Source organism: Pseudomonas sp. NPDC096917, from assembly GCF_044762555.1.
Classification (GTDB): Bacteria; Pseudomonadota; Gammaproteobacteria; order Pseudomonadales; family Pseudomonadaceae; genus Aquipseudomonas.
Window position 1 is genome coordinate 111,412 of sequence record NZ_JBIWEO010000005.1, and the last position, 19,984, is coordinate 131,395.

Sequence of the window (19,984 nt, forward strand, 5' to 3'; positions counted from 1 at the left end):
GGCCTTCGGACCCCATCGCAGCCTTCGCGCCTCGACAGCGGCTACAAGTCACGCCCCCAAAAAAAAATCCCCCTGCCTCACGACAGGGGGATTTGATCACACAGACCGCTTCTAACTTGTAGCTTGCAGCTAAAAACTTACCGCTGCCTTAATGATCCACCGCCCCGCTCGCCCCAAGACCTGTCTGCGAACGCACAAACTGCGGGAAGAACAGCGCACGCTCTTTCTCGGCTGACTTGGATTTGTCAGTGATAGAGAAGAACCAGATGCCCACAAACGCAATGATCATCGAGAACAGTGCTGGGTATTCGTAAGGGAAGATCGCCTTTTCATGATGCAGGATCTGCACCCAGATGGTTGGACCCAGGATCATCAAGCCAACAGCGCTGATCAGACCCAACCAGCCACCAATCATGGCGCCGCGTGTGGTCAGGTTTTTCCAGTACATGGAAAGCAGCAGTACCGGGAAGTTACAGCTCGCCGCAATGGAGAACGCCAGGCCCACCATAAACGCGATGTTTTGGCTTTCAAACAGAATGCCCAAGCCAATCGCCAGCACCCCAAGCGCAATGGTGGTGATTTTGGAGACGCGAATTTCATCTTTGTCGTTGGCCTTGCCCTTCTTGATCACGCTGGCATACAGGTCGTGGGATACAGCCGATGCACCGGCCAGTGTCAGACCCGCAACCACCGCCAGAATCGTGGCGAAGGCGACCGCCGAGATAAAGCCCAGGAAGATACTGCCGCCCACCGCGTCCGCCAAATGCACGGCCGCCATGTTATTACCACCCAGCAAAGCGCCTGCAGCGTCTTTGAAGTCCGGGTTGGTGCTCACCAGAATGATCGCGCCGAAACCGATGATGAACGTCAGGATGTAGAAGTAGCCAATAAAGCCGGTGGCATAGAACACGCTCTTACGGGCTTCTTTCGCATCACTCACGGTGAAGAAGCGCATCAGAATGTGCGGCAGGCCAGCAGTACCAAACATCAGCGCCAAGCCGAGGGAGAATGCCGAAATCGGATCCTTCACCAAACCGCCAGGGCTCATGATCGCTTCACCTTTAGGATGAATTTTTACCGCTTCGGCAAACAGCGAGTTGAAGTCAAAGTTGACGTGTTTCATGACCATCACAGCCATGAACGTCGCACCGGACAATAACAACACCGCCTTGATGATCTGCACCCACGTGGTTGCCAGCATGCCGCCGAACAACACATACAGGCACATCAGGATGCCCACCAGAATCACCGCAACGTGATAATCCAGGCCGAACAGCAATTGAATGAGTTTGCCCGCGCCGACCATTTGCGCGATCAGGTAAAACGCCACTACCACCAGCGAACCGCAGGCAGACAGCGAGCGGATCTGGGTTTGACCCAATCGGTACGAAGCAACGTCAGCAAAGGTGTACTTGCCCAAATTACGCAAACGCTCTGCGATCAGGAACAAGATGATCGGCCAGCCGACCAGAAAGCCGATCGAATAGATCAGGCCATCGTAGCCAGAGGTGTAAACCAGCGCGGAAATACCCAAGAAGGACGCGGCAGACATATAGTCGCCGGCAATTGCCAGGCCATTCTGAAAACCGGTGATCTTGCCGCCCGCTGCATAGTAGTCCGCGGCCGACTTATTACGCTTTGATGCCCAGTAGGTGATGCAGAGGGTCGCACCAACAAACACGACGAACATGATGATGGCCGAGACGTTAAGCGGTTGTTTTTGCACGTCACCGGTCAGGGCATCCGCCGCCCAAACCGCCGGTGCAAAGGCAGCAATGCCCAGTGTTGCCAATAGACGCCCGATCATTGCCCCGCCTCCTTGAGAATCGCATTGTTCAGCTCATCAAATTCGCCATTGGCCCGACGGACATAGATACCGGTCAGGATAAAGGCCGAAAGAATCAGCCCCACACCAATCGGAATCCCCCAGGTAATAGACGAAGTCGGGCTCAACTTAGCCCCCATGATGTGCGACCCATAAGCAATTAACAGAATAAAGGCGGCATATAACCCGAGCATGATTGCCGAGAGAATCCAGGCAAATCGTTCTCTTTTTTTGACCAGCTCCTTAAAACGCGGGCTGTTTTGAATCGAGAGGTAGATGCTGTCGTTCATTATTTTTGTCCTCGCAGCACAGATGAGATGGAACGGTTTCACTATTAGGGGGCTTGAAAATCTAAGCCAGACGACTTTAGTAGTAGAACCCCAAACCCTCTGCAGCCCTTGTATTCTCTAGTCTGCGTGGACGATGACATCATTACGCTAGTGTCACGGACAGAAAAACCGCCTGTTAAAAAAACCAGGCGGTTCTGTGTGCTGCGAGCTAGACACGTCGCGATTAGTTAGCGGTCCACTCGGCGACACGCTCAGGGTGTTTGGCAACCCAGTCCTTGGCGGCAGCGTCGGGCTTAGCGCCCTCTTGAATGGCCAGCATGACTTCACCAATTTCGTCTTTTGAGTTCCAGGAAAAATGTTTCAAGAAAGCCGCCACTTCAGGTGCTTTCTTATTCAACCCTTCACTGGCGATGCTATTAACCGTTTCTGCGGCACCAAATACCCCTTTGGGGTCATCCAGAAAGCGCAACTTCCACTTGGCAAACATCCAGTGCGGCACCCACCCGGTGACAACAACAGGCTCGTTTTTAGCATAAGCACGCCCAAGCTCAGAGGTCATTGCTGCCCCGGAACTCGCCTGCAACTTGTAATCCAGGCCATAGTCCTTAATAGCCTCGTCAGCTTTCAACATCACGCCTGAACCCGCATCAATCCCGACTATTTTATTTTTAAAGCCTTTATCGCCTTTCAAATCGGCAATCGACTTTGCCTCCACATACTCCGGCACGATCAACCCAATTTTTGCGTCTTTAAAGTTGGGCCCGTAATCAACCACCTTGTCTTTGTTCTTGGCCCAGTATTCACCGTGAGTCACTGGCAGCCAGGCCGACAACATTGCATCGAGCTTGCCGGTAGCAACGCCCTGCCACATGATCCCGGTGGCGACTGGCATCAGTTTCACCTCATAACCCAACTTCTGCTTAATAACCTCTGCTGCCACAAAAGTGGTGGCCACACTGTCAGACCAGCCATCCACATAACCTATGTTGAGGGTCGGCTTGCTCTGGGCACTTGCAAAACCTGCACTCATCGCCAGCACCAAGGCAGCGCCCGCGCTCAAGAGTCGTCGCATCTTCATCTATGATTCCCCACAGTGCCGGGCCCGACGAGTGCCGGACCCCATCAGGTGTTCAGGGTTTAATCGACACCCCGACATAACATGCACCCTGATCATCAACCTCGCGGGTCTACCGTCCTGCTCTGACGACGACGCTCAGGCAACCACGAGCGACATCACCAGCAACTGCACACACGCAGCTCACACAACCGCTCGAACTTTGCATGTCAAAATTATACGGAGCCGCTACCCCTCGCTGATTACAGGTAAGATGCGCGGCTTTGTTCTTATACGGTCTGACCATGTCCGCGACTGCCCGATCCCCCGTGCTGCCTTATCTCTTCGCCTGTTTGTTGGGTGTGTTCGCCATTGCCGGTTTTTGGTACGCCTTGGGTCAGCCCGTGACGCTGCCCGATGCCGCGACACCCACGCATAAACTGCAATGCGCGTCCTACACACCGTTCGACAAGGACCAGTCCCCGTTCGACCAGCCTTTCGTGCCGCGCATTGAACGCATGGATGCAGATCTGGCACTGCTGGCGACACGCTTCCAGTGCATTCGCACGTATTCGCAAACTGGCCTCGAAGCCTTGCCTGAGCTCGCACGTAAACATGGCCTGAAAATCATGAGCGGCATCTGGGTTAACGGAAATGAGACCGACACCCAAAAAGAAATCAGCGCCCTGATCGCATCCGCCAACGCCAACCCGGACGTCATCAGCGCCGTAATCGTCGGTAACGAAACCTTGCTGCGCCAAGAAATTACCGCTGCGCAATTGGTCACGCTGATCGAGCAGGTTAAAAGCCAGGTCAAACAGCCCGTCACCTACGCCGATGTGTGGGAATTCTGGTTAGAGCACCCGCAAATTGCCCCGGCAGTGGACTTCCTGACCATTCACCTGCTGCCTTATTGGGAGGATGACCCTGCAGGTATCGAGCAAGCCATCAACCATGTGGCTGAAATTCGCCAAGTGTTTGGCAATAAATTCGCCCCCAAAGACATTCTGATTGGTGAAACCGGCTGGCCAAGCGAAGGCCGTCAGCGCGAAACTGCCCTGCCGAGCCGGGTCAACGAAGCCAAATTTATTCGCGGCTTTGTCACCGTCGCCGAACAAAACGGCTGGAAGTACAACCTGATCGAAGCCTTCGACCAACCCTGGAAACGCGCCAGTGAAGGTGCGGTTGGCGGTTATTGGGGACTGTTCGATGCCGACCGCCAAGACAAAGGCATTCTTGCCGGCCCAGTCACCAACCTGCCGCACTGGCCCGCCTGGCTAGGGTTGAGCGTAGCCCTGTTTCTTGGCACCTTGATCATCGGCGGGCGCGTACGCACCACTCGCTCTGCCCTGATGTTGCCCGCTCTGGGCGCCGTAGCAGGGTGCAGCATCGTGGCATGGGCCGAATTGGCCTCGGTGACCAGCCGCTTCACCGGGGAATGGACCTGGGCCGGTGCCTTGATAGCGCTTAATCTGATCGTACTCGCCCACGGCGCATTGGCACTGGGGCAAACAGAGGGCTGGCGTGGACGGCTGTTTAACCTGCTGGAGCGCCGTGGAGGATGGTGGCTGGCAGCGGCGGGGTTCGCCGGCGCGGTCATGATGCTGAGCCTGGTGTTCGAACCACGCTATCGCAGCTTCCCAAGTGCCGCGCTGATCTTGCCAGCACTGGTCTACCTGCTGCGCCCGGTTTGCGGGCCGCGCCGGGAATTCACTCTGCTGGCCTTTATTATTGGCGTGGGTATCCCACTGCAGCTGTACCGCGAAGGTTTAAACAATGAACAAGCCTGGGGCTGGGCACTGGTGTGCGTATTGATGGTTATCGCTCTGTGGCGCAGCATGCGTACGTCATCCCATACATAAACCTATCGAGCAGCGAGCGTGCCTCGCGATCTTTTGATCGTTTAAAAGATCGCGAGTTGCGCCTAACCAGCCCCAACCTTTAACCCTTCGTAGCCCGAACCAGACGCAAGCCTGCAATCACCACCGCAAATACCGCCAGGCTTGCGTTGTACAAGGCCAATGCCGGAAAGCCGAACAATAAGGCCAGCACTGCCAGACCACTGCCCATACGTCCGCGCACAAAAAACGCGATGACTGACGTGACCAGCGCCGCCCAACCCATGACCCTGAAGTGAATCAACCACCCCAGGTTCGAACGCAACTGGCATTCCCAACGTGCAGCCTCGGTAACACACGTCCCTACCCATTGTGGATCTTCCATCAAGCCGTAACGCAGGCCATAACTGGCTGCCAGCCAAACAGGCAAGGTTATCAGCAGCAAGATCAACGGCAAACGAGGACGCATAAACAACTCCAATAGACAAAAGCGGCGCCCAGCTTAATCGCACCTAGTGGGTATGCAACCCTTGCAAACAGATAACTGTTCACTAAAGTCATTCAGCGTGTATCTTCAGGCAGCTATTTGCCTGCCAGGTACAGTCTTGGGGATTTATTTAGTGCCCAATCATGGCACTTCGACTGCTGCCCTGTGGTCATAGCCTGCGAAACTTCTCCGCACCTTCTTTTGGGATAGTCGTCATGCTTCGTTCTCTGCCCTTTGCGGCCTTGCTCTGCGGCCTTATTTTGAGTGCGTCCGCACAGGCGGTCGATGTCGACCCCGCAACGTATGGTTACCCCCTTACAAACCCGTTTGAGGCGACGATTGCCACAACTCCGCCGCAGATGCGCCCGCTGCTCCCGAGTGAAGATGACATCAATCAGTCGGATTACACCTTGAAGTTGCGACCGGAGCGCGAATTCACACTGCCAGCCAACTTCTGGGCGGTTAAAAAGCTCACTTACCGGATGGCCAGGCAAGACCACCCTGCACCCTTGATGTTTCTGATTGCAGGCACCGGCGCGCCGTACGACAGCAGCCTCAACGAATACCTGAAAAAACTCTTCTATCAAGCCGGCTACCATGTGGTGCAACTGTCTTCACCCACCAGTTATGACTTTATGAGCGCGGCCTCACGCTTTGCCACGCCGGGTATCAGCCAATACGACGCTGAAGACCTGTACCGGGTGATGCAAGCCGTACGCGCACAACAGGCCAACGTTCCGGTGACCGACTATTACCTTGCCGGTTATAGCCTGGGCGCCCTGGATGCAGCCTTCGTCAGCCACCTCGACGAAACACGCAAAAGTTTCAACTTTAAAAAAGTGCTGATGCTCAACCCGCCAGTCAACCTCTACACCTCTATCAGCAACCTCGACAAACTGGTGCAGACCGAAGTCAAAGGCATCAATAACAGCACTACGTTCTACGAATTGGTACTCAACAAGCTCACCGAGTACTTCAAACAAAAAGGGTATGTCGACATCAATGCCGCGCTTGTCTACGACCTGCAGAATTCCAAAGAGCGCCTGACCAACGAACAGATGGCGATGCTCATTGGCACCATGTTCCGCTTCTCGTCGGCCGACATTGTGTTCACCTCGGACCTGATTAACCGCCGAGGCCTGATCACGCCGCCCAACTACCCGATTACCGAAGGCACCAGCCTGACGCCGTTTCTCAAGCGCTCGCTGCTGTGCGACTTCGATTGCTACCTGACCGAGCAAGTAATTCCCATGTGGCGTGCCCGTACCGACGGTGGCAGCTTGTTGCAACTGATCGACCAAGTCAGCCTGTATGCCCTGCAGGACTATCTCAAGAACAGTCCAAAAATTGCCGTCATGCACAATGCCGACGACATCATCCTGGGCCCTGGTGATCTTGGATTTCTGCGCAAAACCTTCGGCAACCGCCTGACTGTCTACCCGTATGGTGGCCATTGCGGCAACCTCAACTACCGCGTCAACGCCGACGATATGCTGGAGTTCTTCCGTGGCTAAACATCTTTTGCTTCTCGCCGCCTTACTCAGCGCCGGCTATGCCCAGGCAGACAACAGCAAGGCCAATATCGAACCCACTCACGACGTTGACGGCTTTACGCAGCCGTTAAAACTGCTGAAGTTCAACCCCGGTCTTGACCAGCGTGAGTTTGAACGCGCAACCATGAACGCGCTAAACGTCTACGACCCGCTGGAATCGATCAATCGGCGTATCTATCACTTCAACTACCGCTTCGATCAGTGGGTGTTTCTGCCCGTGGTGGACGGCTATCGCTATGTAACGCCCAGTTTTCTGCGTACCGGTGTGAGCAACTTTTTCAACAACCTTGGCGATGTGCCCAACCTGTTTAACAGCTTGCTGCAACTCAAGGGCCAGCGCTCAATGCAAACCACCGGGCGGTTGCTGTTGAACACAACCCTGGGGATTGGCGGACTGTGGGACCCAGCTACTGCCATGGGCCTGGCGCGCCAGAGCGAAGACTTCGGGCAAACACTGGGGTTTTATGGCGTGCCTGGCGGGCCGTACCTAATGCTGCCGATCCTGGGGCCGTCAAACCTGCGGGACACCACAGGACTGGTGGTCGACTATGGCGCCAATCAGGAAATCAACTTCCTCAACGTGCCTCACGAAAGCACCCGTCATCCAGAAATCTGGGTGTTGCAAGCCATCGATAAACGCTACAACACCAGCTTCCGTTATGGGCAATTCGATTCGCCGTTTGAGTATGACAAGCTGCGCTATATCTATACCGAAGCGAGAAAATTGCAAATCGGGGAATAAATGAATTAAAAAAGTGGCTGAGACGACGCCCGGTACCCGGCTCAGCCAGTTTGAATGATTCATTGGAAATAAATCTTACCGAATGGAATCGACAAAGATTACTCGGCACAGACAATTACACCTATTTATAAGACAAAGCCTACAGATTAAAAATTCGTTTCTTTGATAACGTAATCCTTTCGCGACTTGCTGAAGGATTAAATTCATGCATTCTTCTCATCCCCCCTTAAAAATCATTATTGCCGACGACCATCCTGTCGTATTGCTAGGAACACGCATTGCACTGACCACTCAATTTGAAGCTCATGAGTGCATTATTAACGAGGCCTCATGCACCGGATCGTTATTACAACTATTGAAAAAAGATACTTGCGATCTGATTATTACTGACTTATCAATGCCTGACGGGAGCATTCCGGATGGCCTGCCATTAATCAGCTATATTCGCAGGCATTTCGAAAAAACAAAAATAATCGTCATGACCATGGTCAACAACGAGCCTATGCTGCGCAATTTACTGAATTTGGGAATAAGCGGAGCACTTGATAAACATCGTTCTCTTAACGAGCTTAATCATGCTGTCACCAGCGTGCTTAAAGGTGAACGGTATGTGAGTCCCAGTTTCCGCGCAGCACTGGCGACTGCCAAAAGAGGCGAAATAGCTCATCGAGCCCTATCTGCCAAAGAACTCGAAGTCGTGCGCTTATATGGACAAGGCCTGGGAGGGCGTGAAATAGCTAAACGGCTCAACCGAAGTGAGAAAACAATCAGCCGTCAAAAATGCACAGCCATGCGCAAGCTGGGGCTGCGAAGTCTCAGTGAACTGGCTGCTAACGTGCATCTCATAGGAACTGCTTATACCGTCCCCCCTGAAGTAGCAAGCAACGCATCTGCGCCATAGCGCCGTCTATAGCCCCAAGAAACCGATGAATGTTCAACGTCGATAGATAAGCAAGGGTCCATACCTATCAGAACTGCTAGTACCCTCTACCGGGGGTAAAAGGTAACGTGATAAAACCGATAGTTAATCGGCTAACGCAACGTAACCAAGCAGGAAATGAAAATGCCTAAATCCTTGATTCGAAATGCAGTCATTCCCCTTACGCGCCTATTTTTAGCCAGCGCAATAGCCATGACTGTCAGCGTAAATGTCATGGCCGCACCCTCCCCCCAATCAACGACTACAGGGGAGCAATGGCAGGGTAACTACGACGGGGCATGCAACGCAAATGAGGCCATGATTAGTAGCAGTCGCGATGGTGATGAGAACATAGACCCCATTATAAAATGCGCCGCTTACGCCCCCTACGGGGTGGCAGGCACTATGGTTCCCTACAAAGCCAAAGAAGAAGATAATGGAAATATAGATGACGATATCGGCAATTGGTCCGACGTAAACATAGAAGGAGGGGACAAAGGCCATACGTACATCTGCCCAGATAATACAGTCATGACCGCCATTAGACATCGCAACGATGAAAACGGACAGACCTATTATCGTTGCAGTAAATTTTTGATAAACAATGTTGTTACAAAATTAATTCCGGGGACAACGCTTAAATTCAAAGAAAGCGACCATGACGTGGCTTGCCCGACCGGGCAGGTCATGATTGGGCGTAGCCATTTGTGCGACAGCAATGATGATAAAGATAAATGCGATGAAAACGCATCCAGCGAATATACCTGCGGTTATGTTCGGGCCATCCAATAACAGCCTGAAAACATAGATACGTACCACGCTGTACGTCTGTGCCAACCAGCGCTTATCAATGTTACCTGAGAGGCGTCATGCACTAACCTCTCAGGTTATTCCAACAATCGGTTTGAGCCACGCTATAGGCTCAAACCGATTTTTTTATATAAAGCCCAAACCGATCAGACAATACTGGAAGAATCGAGACTGACACTGAGCAACCTGCTCAGTGGGTCATACTCTAGAACACGGCCCACCTCATCACGGGTCATATTTCCCTCTCCATCATAAGTAAATCGAGTGGTTTGCGGTTCTCTTCCATCATCAAAGGTATAGGTGAGAGAAGACAACTGAACAGGGTCAGCATTATCAAAGGCATATTCTGCCATGATGTACCCGCCATCCGTGTAAATAGTGTCTACGAGAACAATATTATCCAATGCATCAAACGTAAACATCTGTGTTTGAATTGGCCTACCATGATGATCAACGGGTGGTTGAGTACCCGCACACTCATAAGACACTAATCGAGCACGCTGATCATAGACATAGTGTTCCTCTCTAATAGTCACATCGCCTTCTGTCAAGGTTCGGGAAGATAAGTTATCCACTTCGTCATAGACCTGTACAAGCGTTTGTTCAACACCATTAAGATCAAATATTCTTTTGATTTCGCGCCCCTGATCATCGTACTCCAGCTTTATTATCACTTTTGGATTACCAGGGTTATTCAGCGGACCGTCTTCTGTGGTAATAGCAGCCATCAACCCCAGATTATTATATTCAAATGTGGAGGTAATGTTCCCCAGCGCCGTTTTTTCCAGGCGGCCCACGTCATCATACTCATAGGTTTGTGTTTGCCCCAGGACATCATTGTAGGAAAGAATACGCCCACGAAACGTATAGTCGTAGTACATCGTCAACGGTTCGCCTTCGGGTTGAGAGACCTTCTCAGAACGGATTTCGCCCGTCGAGAAATAGTCCCGCTCAAGCGACTGGCCCTGTTCAGAACAGTCCTTCAAGCGTGCGTTTTTGGAATCGTAGTTATAGGTGGCACTGTTGGGCGTGTCCATAATGTTACGTTGAATAGGCTCCTCTCCCAACTCCGGAGCATACTGATACTCAATGACATGGTTACGCGGTGTGGTGACCTTCCACGGCTGTAGTTCCCCTGCCTTATAATCAAACTTCTTTTCCCTCCCTCCCGTCGTTGCTGACGTCATACGCCCCAACCCATCAAAACATTGTGTCCCTAAGACTTTGCCCCCAACACTGATTAATGTAGGCAAGTCCTCGGCACTGTGTGCCGCGTACTCACGTATAACCTTCGTCTTATCCGCTAGCGTTGTGGTAGTCGTGCGCCCAAATGCGTCATATTCATAGCGTGTCTCGCGCTTGCAGCCATCTATTTCTTTCACCGTACGGCCTAAACCGTCATAGAAATACTCATGTTCGCTGATAACATGCTCGCCACTCCCATCACAGCGCTCAGTCGTAACAGGCTTATCAAACGCGTTTAGTTTACTGACACTGTACATGTACTTGATCGCCGAGCCTGGCACTTCAGTCCAAGCCGTTACAATAGGCCCTTTCCAGTCCGCAGAACCAATCGGGTCAGTCTGCTCATGCACCATAACCCCATCAGGGCGAATCTCAGTCCGTTGCTGACCCCAATCGTCGTACACAAATTCCGTTTCTAACTCCAGTACTTCAGTGTCATTAAGCCAATCGATTTCTGTCTCAGCAATGAGGTTGCCAAACACATCATATTCCGCACGATATGTTTCTCTAAAGTCATCTGCCAGGGCCCGATTGACAGCATCTGCATTTTGGCGCGTCTCACCCACTACCCGGTTGAAACCATCTAATAGGGTAGTTGTCTTGACTTCTTTGACATTGGTAGATATTTGTTTGGCGGCGACTCCCCATTGCGTAGAAAGTTCATATGTATAGAAACGATGGGCCACATAGAGGGTATTATCAGGGGCTACAGTCTCTTGGATGACACGCTGCAAGGCATCATAGATGTAAGCAATTTTGACATCATTATCATCTTGTACCAACAGAGGTTGCCCATGCACCGTGGAAGCTTCACTGATTATCGTTTTTGTCGTTCCATCGAAGTTAGTTCTTTTTTCTACAGTCTGTAATACGGTCTCGGGTGCGCGACTGTAGCGAGCAGGAGACAACGTGTATTCATAGTCAGTTAAGAACTCATACAGGCTTGCGTCCATGCCGCGACGCTCTAGCGCTTCCTGTTTAACACGACCATAGGTCAGTGGTTGCTGGACGTCATCGTTATAACTGTACGTCAGCTTGTGCAGCAGTTTTTCAGCCTCACCATTAACCTCCAACAGCGCTTCGCTCTCAACCGCCAACCAATCAGCCCGTGCAGTATCCAACGCTGGAAACGATGCATAGCGATACTCCGTTTTCAGTGGCTGCGCGCCTTCTAAAGCATCGGCGGCGGGAATGACAGTCGTTGTTTTTACACTCCGGACAAACCCCTCCGGATCTTTCGGGCAGCCATCTTGTTCTTCAGCAGTGTAATAAACACTGCGCTCTGTAATACCGTCAACTCCAATCTTTTCAATCAGATTTCCATAGATGTCATACGTGGTTTTTTCTATTTCGGAACGGGATTTACCCTGCAGCTCCCATGTTGTCTCAACGCTGGCTGGTAGTTGAAAATTCAGGGGCTGACTGGCGAAAACAGTATCCGCTAGAGCATGGTAAGTGGTCGTGACACGCTTCATAGCTTCGTTTTGATGGGTTTCTTCATTTATTAATAAATGAAATGAATTAAATGTTCGCTGTATACGGCGAACCTCGTCATCCCCACTCAGCAAACACTCAACGGTACTGTAATCATAGTTGATGACCTGATACAGGTTATCAATGCCATTAGCATCCCAAATCAGACCTGGCGCTCCAAAGCCTAGAAAATTATGCTGCGTGGCTTCTTTGGGTAGGTCGTACCTATAAGTGGTGGTAACGATAGGTTGACCAGACCCAGGGTCTGCACGATGCAGCGTAGCACGTGGCAAATTTTGAGCTGCAGTGTCTGGATGCTTGTGCCCAGCGTCGCCATACTCAATAACTTCAAGGCCTCCGGTCGGCGTCTCAACACGGGAAATGCAGTTAAACCCCAACTTCTCTGTATAAGTGAATAGCCAACGGGCACCTTCCTCAGTCGGCAGCCTGAGGGTAGTCGTGCTCTTTGATTTATCGTGGAATAACGTATAAACCGCCAACGCTCCACCTGTCTCCCCGGAATAGGGATAAGCCTGCATCGAAACAGTGATGCCATCGCTCTCAAATGAAAGTAGCGTGGTATCAGACTCATCTTTTAAGGTGCTCAGCCTATAGACATCAAGATAGGGGACATAGTCCAGATGTACCTGGCGCCCTTCTAAAGAGTACATTCGGACAGGCAGCGCTGTAGATCCATAAACTTTAAGTATTTCAGTGTTCCCAGACTTATAAACGATTCGATACTGGTCACCCTCATCATAAATATGAAAAGTGTCTAGCTTTTTTTCTGACATCGTCAACTGTCCATCCGGGCCTTTCCCCGTGACCCTGAAGGTTTCGCCAGAACTTAACGACAGCACTTGAGTGACGAGATCAAACTCGGTGAGTTGCAAGCTCCACCCCTGACCAAAACCACTGTCACGTAAATTAAGTGGACTGAACATCAACATTAAAGGCACTACTGGCCCGGCAAGATTATTGGCTTTTAGTTCCGGTAAATTTATAGAAACATTGTACTGTCCTGTCCGGGGATCTACGCCGCCTTGCAAGTAGCTCATAAAATTGAAGGCATTGGAATGCACTGCAGTAGACGAGGCCATCTAGAATATCCTTAAATGAAATAATATTAAAAAACGTGCTCCCCCAAGAGAAGAGCACGTGATAACCCATTAAACCTGTCCCAACGAGCAAAGGAATTTATGGCGCTGAGGTATCTTGGGTCGGTGCACGGATCACTACACAGGATAATTTTCCGCCAACTTTCCCCTGTTTATAGTCTCTTTTTGTAAAAAACACGCCGGCAAAGGGGGGAGGCAATACCTTATCAGGCTTCATTCCGACCAAGTCATTGAGTTGTAAGAAGGGGTATTTCAAATTGGTCTCTTTTGGAGTGCTTACATTTTGTTTCGTTGTTTTTAATTCGAATAACCAGCGACGATCAGAATCGACCGGTGCCAGATTACAGTCTGCCTCGGAAGTCAGCCAAATCCTCGTCGCCGAGGGCACATTTTGGAGTTCTATCGCATAAATATCATCATTCGGACAACCCGTACCTCCATCATCTGAACCATGCCTGTCTCCATTATCGTCAAACCAAACGCCCAGATGATAAACGTAATCTTTTATAGGCATAGAGCAGAAAAACTGACCATCTGTTGCAGGATTCCCATAAAAATTAATAACAGGTAATTCTCCGCGTAGTGGTGCAGGTGATGCAGCTGTCTTATTTATTCCTTTAACCAATGTTGAAGGCTGAGTAACAACCGTCGATGGTTTCGAAGTATCAGGGGTGGGGGATTCAATCCGCACACAAGAGAGTCTTCCGTCAATATCATTGAGCACTATTTGCCCACCGGTGAGTTCAACACCGGCCGTAACAATAACGGCCTTATTGGGATTTTCTTTTTTCTCGTCTAAAAACAATTTTAAACCGCTGATTCTCATGTTATCTGTCGATGTGATTTTCTTGCGCGTTGTTAATTTAAAAATCCAGTCAGCTTTAGCATTATCTAAATCACAATCATTTTCAGACAGTAACCATATGTTAGTGGCAGAAGGAATGTTTTCCAGAGAGACGTAATAAGCATCATCATTATTGCACCCGAAATCGTTATGCCTCAGGTCGACACTCATCACTTTACCAGAGAGTTCAATTTTGCATTTATATTCGGGGTCACCGTTCGAATCTGAATTATAGATAGTAACTCCAGGTTTTTCGTCTTCAGCCCCTTTAGGCTGAGTCTGTGCCTGACTCGCCCACACCGGGACAACAAATGTCACAATGGCGGCAAAACACAAATAATGAAGTGGACTCATTAGTGGTTTCATGATTCGATCACCTCGCCTGACTCATGATCACGCAGGAATGTACCGAGCATCAACTGATTGCGACTATTTTCATTTGAAGCGTCAGGGAAGGAAATTGTAATTCCATGAAAGTTCCCATAAACATCCTGAAACTCGAAGTTAACGCCCTTATCAAGTTTTTTTCTGACCGGATTTGAACGTGGAACGTACTCGACATCATCCGTACGGTGCAAGCTCACCAACAGCTCCCCTGCGCTCGGCCTATAAGCAGTGTCTATCGCTAGCGCAGTTAGCTTAGACGTAAGTTTCGGATTCATAGAGACTAAATCCGGATCAAATTCCAAGTACTTAGGTTCCGCGCCGGACAGGGGAATGAATGCACTGCCGGTATAACTAAACATCGTTTCTTCAAGTACGTTACTTTCCCACTGAATCGTTGACCGATTGATATCTTTTAGAGTAAGCGTGGTATCTGTGCGTTCAAAATTAACAAACTTAAACTGCGCCTCCCGATAAGCAACGGTATAGTAATCTATCGTGCGGTAATTATAATCATAAGAGGGTGGTTCATCTTTATCAGCAGATGGATCAACGACAACATCCCCCTCTGTCAGCGCTCTTTCGTGGGTGAAAACATACGAAGCTTCATTTAATGTCGGAAGGGGTATTGGTTTAATGAAAACTATACCTTCCTCAGGGTTATCCGCAACTAGAGAACTATGCGGCGTATTATTGCTGTCGAAGAAACGCACAAAGAACAGACGCGTTTTTACCTCTTCATCAGTCAACGGCCGACCCACAACATATAGATCTTGGTCATCAAGGGCATTCGGCTCATTATCATTAATTTTACTTGCACCGAACATCGTAAAGCTATTGCTCTGTTTTGCAAAACCCCAGTCGAAGTCTGAACCGTAGGGAATCCCAAACTCATTAAACTGATCGGTATTCACGACCGGTTGCTTGGAATCATAATCCATCACCTCTAATGAGTCTTTTTCTTCAGCGGATAACTCTCCGCCCACTGTCTGCAGGGTGGCTCGCAAACGAACCTGCTGCCAGCCGTTTGCATAGGCCCTGCCTTCAAATTCGCTGTCTGTGGGATCTTGTCCATCTTGAACTTTTAGAGTAATGCGAACGGTGTCCCAGGATTTTTGCGGTGTATACCCTGAGGTTTCTATGACGCTGTAGCCCGTAACACCCACCTCTCCACTGTCTGAAAGATAATTGTAGAGCACAATATTTGTTTGCGGCTCCGAAGAGTTCGAAGCCACAAACTTACCGTCTTGATCAACAGTGCCGTCACCGTTGATAACTGACCAAGTCACAGTACCCGGTAGTTTCCAATCTGTAGTGAGTTGCACCTCGGCATTGGGTTCAAGGTTTCCAACAAACGCGGGCTCAATATGCGCGGTATGCACCCACGATGATAAAAGAACCGAAGTCACCATCTCTTGCTGGGTGGTCTTGTTATAGGCTCTAACGTGCTGAACAAACAGAGGCTTGCCTGCGATCTCTAAAGGATCTGGCAATGTGTATACAGCCGCTTTACCGGTGGGCTCAATGTCGCCATAAGCATCGCCCAGCAGTGTCCACTCAACCTCATCTGTGTCCGCGGCTGATGCAGTAAATTGAATCGGTTCGGCATTGATCCAGTGTTTAGGCGTCGAGGATTTGGCAGCACCGGGCAGGAAGTCAGAAGCCTGGGCAAACACTTGTCGCTCCGAGACCAGGGGCGAAATAGACACAGCCTCGCAAGCAACCAGCAACAGTGCTGAAGCTTCGTATTTATTGCCGTCCTTCTCATAGGTGCCAGTCACAACAACCCGTAACGTGTCATGGCCAATGCTTGATACAGGGTCTGCCGTGTAAACGTTGCCCACCATAGAACCCGCACCTACGGTGCCAAAACTGTTCAAGCTACGCGCTTTCCACGTCGCGTTGACTGTATTGCCATCGCCATCTGTGAATAGGAAGCTTTGCTTGCCTCCCGCCTGGATTGTCGAGAAAGTGGGTTCAACACTGTACAGCGTGATACTCGGGGCCAAATCACCGAATACAATCCGGTCATAGGGATCATGGGTTGAAAGGGGTTTAAAGTGGTTTTGCCCAGGAAATAATAAGGTCGTCAATAACGCCATATTATCTTCATTGGCCTCGGCCAGCATTGAGTGGTGGAGTACCAGCGCGGCAGAATATTGGTCTTGGCCGTTTAGCTTATCGTCAGGGATGAAATAGGGGAAACTACCGCCTGCCGGTGGAAAATCTTTCCCGGGCGTGCTGCCTGCCAAATCGATAAACACCAACACGGCACCATCCCCTTCATTTTCGGCGCCAATAACGTCTGCTCCAGGAGCTTGTTGGGTGCGTAAATAAAATTTTACGGGGGTTAGCGCGTTGTAACCGGAAAGATCCAAGACGCCCAGCTGGAAAATCCTTTTATGAACAGGTAAGGCTTTAAAGTAAGCACTAAACAATTTATTGACTTCAGTTCTAATGCTCGTCAAAGAACCAAAGTTGCAGCTAAAATCTACGGCACCAAAAAGATCTAATGTCACACGCCCGACACGATCGATATCACCCCGCGTCACCGCCAAATCAACGGTCGCCGTGATAGTAAAGCCATGGGTTTCCTTGATTTTAGACCGCGTCAACAAAACATCTGGCTCACCTGGCACGGTCATAACTTCACTGTAGGCGCCCCCAACCACACCAAAGGTAACCGTAGCTTTTGAGTCAGCCAAAGAAGCAGATTCAAATGAAACCAATGGCTGCCCTAATATTATATTTTCCAAGGTCACTTTTCGTGAGTTGGTCAGTTCAAAGTTTTTTGAAACCCTTGGGAAATATCGGGCTTTACCGTACCCACTAATAAACTGTTGTTCCAGCAAACGGTTCAAACGACTCCTGTTAAAAGCCGTAATGGCCCCCCACCCTCGAGTCTTATTTTCGCCAGTCATGGAGGCCAGCAACGAGTCACGCGAGTTAATGATCATAGGGATGACTCCAATACGTATTAATTAATGTTTAGCTTACGATTAATTCGGTTATGCCGTTCCATTGCCTCAATGTCACAGACCACGGCAGCCGGCGCATTGCCTGCACGGATCTGCTGAGTCATAGGTTCCAAATGATCAAATATAAAAACATCAGTGGAGCTAAACATGGGATCTACAACGAGACTCGCATTTACGATGATACTTTGCTCCTCTTCAGACTCATAATCAAAGGTATAAAGACCGTCCTCGCTCAGCGTTCCCGGCCCATATAACTTAACCCAGTGACAGGGCTTTACCACTCCCATGGCTGACGCTGTTAATTCAGCCGTTTTTTTATCTTCACTTACCTTATAGTTCAAAACCAAAGCCTGAGATTTCGAGACGACTAAAGCCAGCGCTGATTTAGTATCAAGCTCAGTACTAAATTTTATTTCTTCAAGCACATAAGAAACTGTTCCATTTTCCGGATGAGCCGGATCTAGAAAAGGCAATGTACCGGCTGTAAAGACCCATTGATCGCTAACATTAGGGTCTTTTTCACAGGTGCTGATTGAATTCTCTGGCATCTCTCTTGTAATCTCAGATTTATTATGGCTTAAGGCTTTAAAGCGAAGTGTTCCACCGCCATCAGTGACTTTGAACTTACGGGGAACTATTTGGATTGAATCCTTTGAAATAGACACCAGCGCAACACTTTCAGCGCCTGAATCCTTATCTAACACCGTCACCTTAACTTGAAGGAATTCACCAGGGATTGTTGCGGGCGCCTTATAGCGGCCAGTCGTGGGATCCATTTCGCCAATGTCGGCAACTAAATGTTCCTTGCTGGCGCTTAACGGTGCAACCGACCAAGTGAGCGACTGTTGTTGCCCTGATGTCTGCGCTTCAAAGTCATACTGTTCACCTACCACGAGATGAGGCATCGCATTGACAATTTCAATGGAAGTCAATGCTGGACGAAATTTTCCAAATACAACCATGTCACCGGGGGCGCGAACAGTCTCAAGAGACAGTACATTTCCATTTTTGAATAGAATACTTTGCAAAGCGAAAGTGTTAAAGCTGGGTACACCGCTGCTTAACCGCTCAAGACCCTGTTTGATTGACGGCGCTACAACACGCTCATTATAGACGTTAGTGACATATTCCCATTTTTTAAGCACCGCATCAGGCATGCCCGGACCGGGAATCATAAGCGATTTGGCACCACTCATATCTTCCAGCTTTAAAGCAACCTCTGTATCTGAAACAGTATAAAATTCACCTGCAATAGTTTTTTGCCAATTCAGTTCACCGGTGTAACCACGTGCATTATATTGCAATGTGAGCGGTTGGTAGCCCTGCCATACTACTTTGACTTGATCATCTTTCATTGCCATGGTGAATTCTGCTTTTTTAATATCAGAATCTTCCACCTTCCCGATGAGCATTGACGTTGAGGCAGCGGTTAAACCAGAGACCTCTTCAAAGTTCTCGCCGTTGATTAAAAGGCTGCCTTCAGTGCCGTCCAGCTTATAAAGATCAGTATCCTCATCGATTTCTGTTATTGTCGGCACCCCATTGGCATCATCCCCCATTACTTTAAATCCGGGGGCCAAGACTTTCTCCATAATCGCTTTATTACTGATGACAATGGCGCCTGTATAGTCTTTGTCATCAGGAATCATATAAATGTTTGTGTCATCTGCCGGCGTTCCACCTTCCGCATTTCCATCGAGCCCTACGTACACCTTAATAGCACCATCATCGTAACTGTCGCGATCCAGTTTGCGTGCCGTCTGGGGAATTTTTACTTCAACCTTAAACTGTGTAGGGTTCCAGTCCACGCCACCTGACGAGACCACTTCGCTTAAAACAATTTCTTGTTGATCTGGGTACATCGCATTTAAAAGCTGAAACTTGACGAGGTAGCCAAAATCACTATCCAAATAAGAACTATGTGTAAAACCAAATTTCCAATCCCAAGCGGAGTTTAAATCCAAGACAACTTTGCCCTGGCTAACACTTCCTTCTGAAACCCTCAATTGACAGGTTAAGGTAGGCCCTGTAATTGGGTTAAAACTACCTTGAGCGCGAATATCTCTACCCTCATAAAGAATGTAGTCCCCCCCCTTGATAAACCATGTCAGCTGCAGCACCGGCTTGTCTTCTGGATCCTCTTCATTACGGGACACAAAAGAGACCATCGGCTGCGAAAAAATGACTTTTATGAGACTTATGCTCTCGGTTGTCCCCGGTGTCTGTAACACTGTTGATAACGGGTCGTACCACCTATCCTCTGTAAATAACTTTATGTATTCTTGCTCCAGCACATGGTTTGACATGCTACGATTATAAAACAAAATAGCATCCCACTTATTTGTCACAGAACGGCCTTCCATGCTTTTAAGTATGGATTCCATTGAATTCGATTTAGTGCTCATTGAGTGCCTCATTCATAAT

The 19,984-nt window shown here is 49.6% G+C and carries 13 protein-coding genes; 5 read left to right on the plus strand and 8 right to left on the minus strand.

Annotated elements, in window-relative coordinates; translation table 11 throughout:
• Positions 1-148: 148 nt before the first annotated feature.
• From ACIQYF_RS07740 to ACIQYF_RS07750, 3 genes are all read right to left on the minus strand, one after another.
• On the minus strand, positions 149-1,807 hold the full coding sequence (locus tag ACIQYF_RS07740; RefSeq protein WP_402859019.1) for a cation acetate symporter: 1,659 nt from the start codon (positions 1,805-1,807) through the stop codon (positions 149-151).
• Positions 1,804-2,115, minus strand: a complete 312-nt coding sequence (locus tag ACIQYF_RS07745; protein WP_402859022.1) for a DUF485 domain-containing protein — start codon at positions 2,113-2,115, stop codon at positions 1,804-1,806. The genes ACIQYF_RS07740 and ACIQYF_RS07745 overlap by 4 nt, the downstream gene beginning before the upstream one ends.
• A 223-nt stretch (positions 2,116-2,338) precedes the next feature.
• Complete coding sequence (locus ACIQYF_RS07750; protein WP_402859025.1) at positions 2,339-3,193, minus strand: glycine betaine ABC transporter substrate-binding protein; 855 nt, start codon at positions 3,191-3,193, stop codon at positions 2,339-2,341.
• Positions 3,194-3,474: 281 nt separating this feature from the next.
• Here ACIQYF_RS07750 and ACIQYF_RS07755 point away from each other — a divergent pair, with 281 nt between their 5' ends.
• Positions 3,475-5,031 (plus strand): beta (1-6) glucans synthase, encoded by a 1,557-nt coding sequence (locus ACIQYF_RS07755; RefSeq protein WP_402859032.1) that lies wholly within the window; start codon positions 3,475-3,477, stop codon positions 5,029-5,031.
• Between the two features lie 79 nt (positions 5,032-5,110).
• Here ACIQYF_RS07755 and ACIQYF_RS07760 read toward each other — a convergent pair whose 3' ends face one another.
• Positions 5,111-5,476: a hypothetical protein gene (locus ACIQYF_RS07760; RefSeq protein WP_402859035.1), complete on the minus strand. Its 366-nt coding sequence runs from the start codon at positions 5,474-5,476 to the stop codon at positions 5,111-5,113.
• A gap of 233 nt (positions 5,477-5,709) precedes the next feature.
• Here ACIQYF_RS07760 and ACIQYF_RS07765 point away from each other — a divergent pair, with 233 nt between their 5' ends.
• From ACIQYF_RS07765 to ACIQYF_RS07780, 4 genes are all read left to right on the plus strand, one after another.
• Entirely contained in the window at positions 5,710-7,008 is a 1,299-nt protein-coding gene (locus ACIQYF_RS07765; protein ID WP_402859038.1) for a serine/threonine protein kinase, read from the plus strand.
• Positions 7,001-7,789 (plus strand): VacJ family lipoprotein, encoded by a 789-nt coding sequence (locus tag ACIQYF_RS07770; RefSeq protein WP_402859041.1) that lies wholly within the window; start codon positions 7,001-7,003, stop codon positions 7,787-7,789. Before ACIQYF_RS07765 ends, ACIQYF_RS07770 begins: the two co-directional genes overlap by 8 nt.
• Positions 7,790-7,994: 205 nt before the next feature.
• The gene (locus tag ACIQYF_RS07775; RefSeq protein WP_402859044.1) at positions 7,995-8,690 is read left to right on the plus strand and encodes a response regulator; all 696 of its coding nucleotides are present in this window, start codon (positions 7,995-7,997) and stop codon (positions 8,688-8,690) included.
• A 162-nt stretch (positions 8,691-8,852) separates the two neighbouring features.
• Entirely contained in the window at positions 8,853-9,500 is a 648-nt protein-coding gene (locus ACIQYF_RS07780; RefSeq protein ID WP_402859047.1) for a hypothetical protein, read from the plus strand.
• A 164-nt stretch (positions 9,501-9,664) separates the two neighbouring features.
• Here ACIQYF_RS07780 and ACIQYF_RS07785 read toward each other — a convergent pair whose 3' ends face one another.
• The 4 genes from ACIQYF_RS07785 to ACIQYF_RS07800 form a co-directional block, all read right to left on the minus strand.
• Complete coding sequence (locus ACIQYF_RS07785; protein ID WP_402859050.1) at positions 9,665-13,336, minus strand: sugar-binding protein; 3,672 nt, start codon at positions 13,334-13,336, stop codon at positions 9,665-9,667.
• 97 nt (positions 13,337-13,433) lie between these two features.
• Positions 13,434-14,564 carry a hypothetical protein gene (locus ACIQYF_RS07790; protein WP_402859053.1) on the minus strand — a complete coding sequence of 377 codons (1,131 nt, stop codon included), beginning with the start codon at positions 14,562-14,564 and terminating at the stop codon, positions 13,434-13,436.
• A complete protein-coding gene (locus ACIQYF_RS07795) occupies positions 14,561-17,443 on the minus strand; it encodes a hypothetical protein (protein ID WP_402859056.1) in 2,883 nt (960 codons plus the stop codon). The genes ACIQYF_RS07790 and ACIQYF_RS07795 overlap by 4 nt, the downstream gene beginning before the upstream one ends.
• Positions 17,444-17,559: 116 nt before the next feature.
• Positions 17,560-19,965 (minus strand): hypothetical protein, encoded by a 2,406-nt coding sequence (locus ACIQYF_RS07800; protein WP_402859059.1) that lies wholly within the window; start codon positions 19,963-19,965, stop codon positions 17,560-17,562.
• Between the last annotated feature and the right edge of the window lie 19 nt (positions 19,966-19,984).

Excerpts from the sequence above, each read along its gene's own strand:
- ACIQYF_RS07740 (WP_402859019.1), bottom strand. The coding sequence starts at position 1,807 with ATGATCGGGCGTCTATTGGCAACACTGGGCATTGCTGCCTTTGCACCG.
- ACIQYF_RS07745 (WP_402859022.1), bottom strand. The coding sequence starts at position 2,115 with ATGAACGACAGCATCTACCTCTCGATTCAAAACAGCCCGCGTTTTAAG.
- ACIQYF_RS07750 (WP_402859025.1), bottom strand. The coding sequence starts at position 3,193 with ATGAAGATGCGACGACTCTTGAGCGCGGGCGCTGCCTTGGTGCTGGCG.
- ACIQYF_RS07755 (WP_402859032.1), top strand. The coding sequence starts at position 3,475 with ATGTCCGCGACTGCCCGATCCCCCGTGCTGCCTTATCTCTTCGCCTGT.
- ACIQYF_RS07760 (WP_402859035.1), bottom strand. The coding sequence starts at position 5,476 with ATGCGTCCTCGTTTGCCGTTGATCTTGCTGCTGATAACCTTGCCTGTT.
- ACIQYF_RS07765 (WP_402859038.1), top strand. The coding sequence starts at position 5,710 with ATGCTTCGTTCTCTGCCCTTTGCGGCCTTGCTCTGCGGCCTTATTTTG.
- ACIQYF_RS07775 (WP_402859044.1), top strand. The coding sequence starts at position 7,995 with ATGCATTCTTCTCATCCCCCCTTAAAAATCATTATTGCCGACGACCAT.
- ACIQYF_RS07780 (WP_402859047.1), top strand. The coding sequence starts at position 8,853 with ATGCCTAAATCCTTGATTCGAAATGCAGTCATTCCCCTTACGCGCCTA.
- ACIQYF_RS07785 (WP_402859050.1), bottom strand. The coding sequence starts at position 13,336 with ATGGCCTCGTCTACTGCAGTGCATTCCAATGCCTTCAATTTTATGAGC.
- ACIQYF_RS07790 (WP_402859053.1), bottom strand. The coding sequence starts at position 14,564 with ATGAAACCACTAATGAGTCCACTTCATTATTTGTGTTTTGCCGCCATT.
- ACIQYF_RS07800 (WP_402859059.1), bottom strand. The coding sequence starts at position 19,965 with ATGAGCACTAAATCGAATTCAATGGAATCCATACTTAAAAGCATGGAA.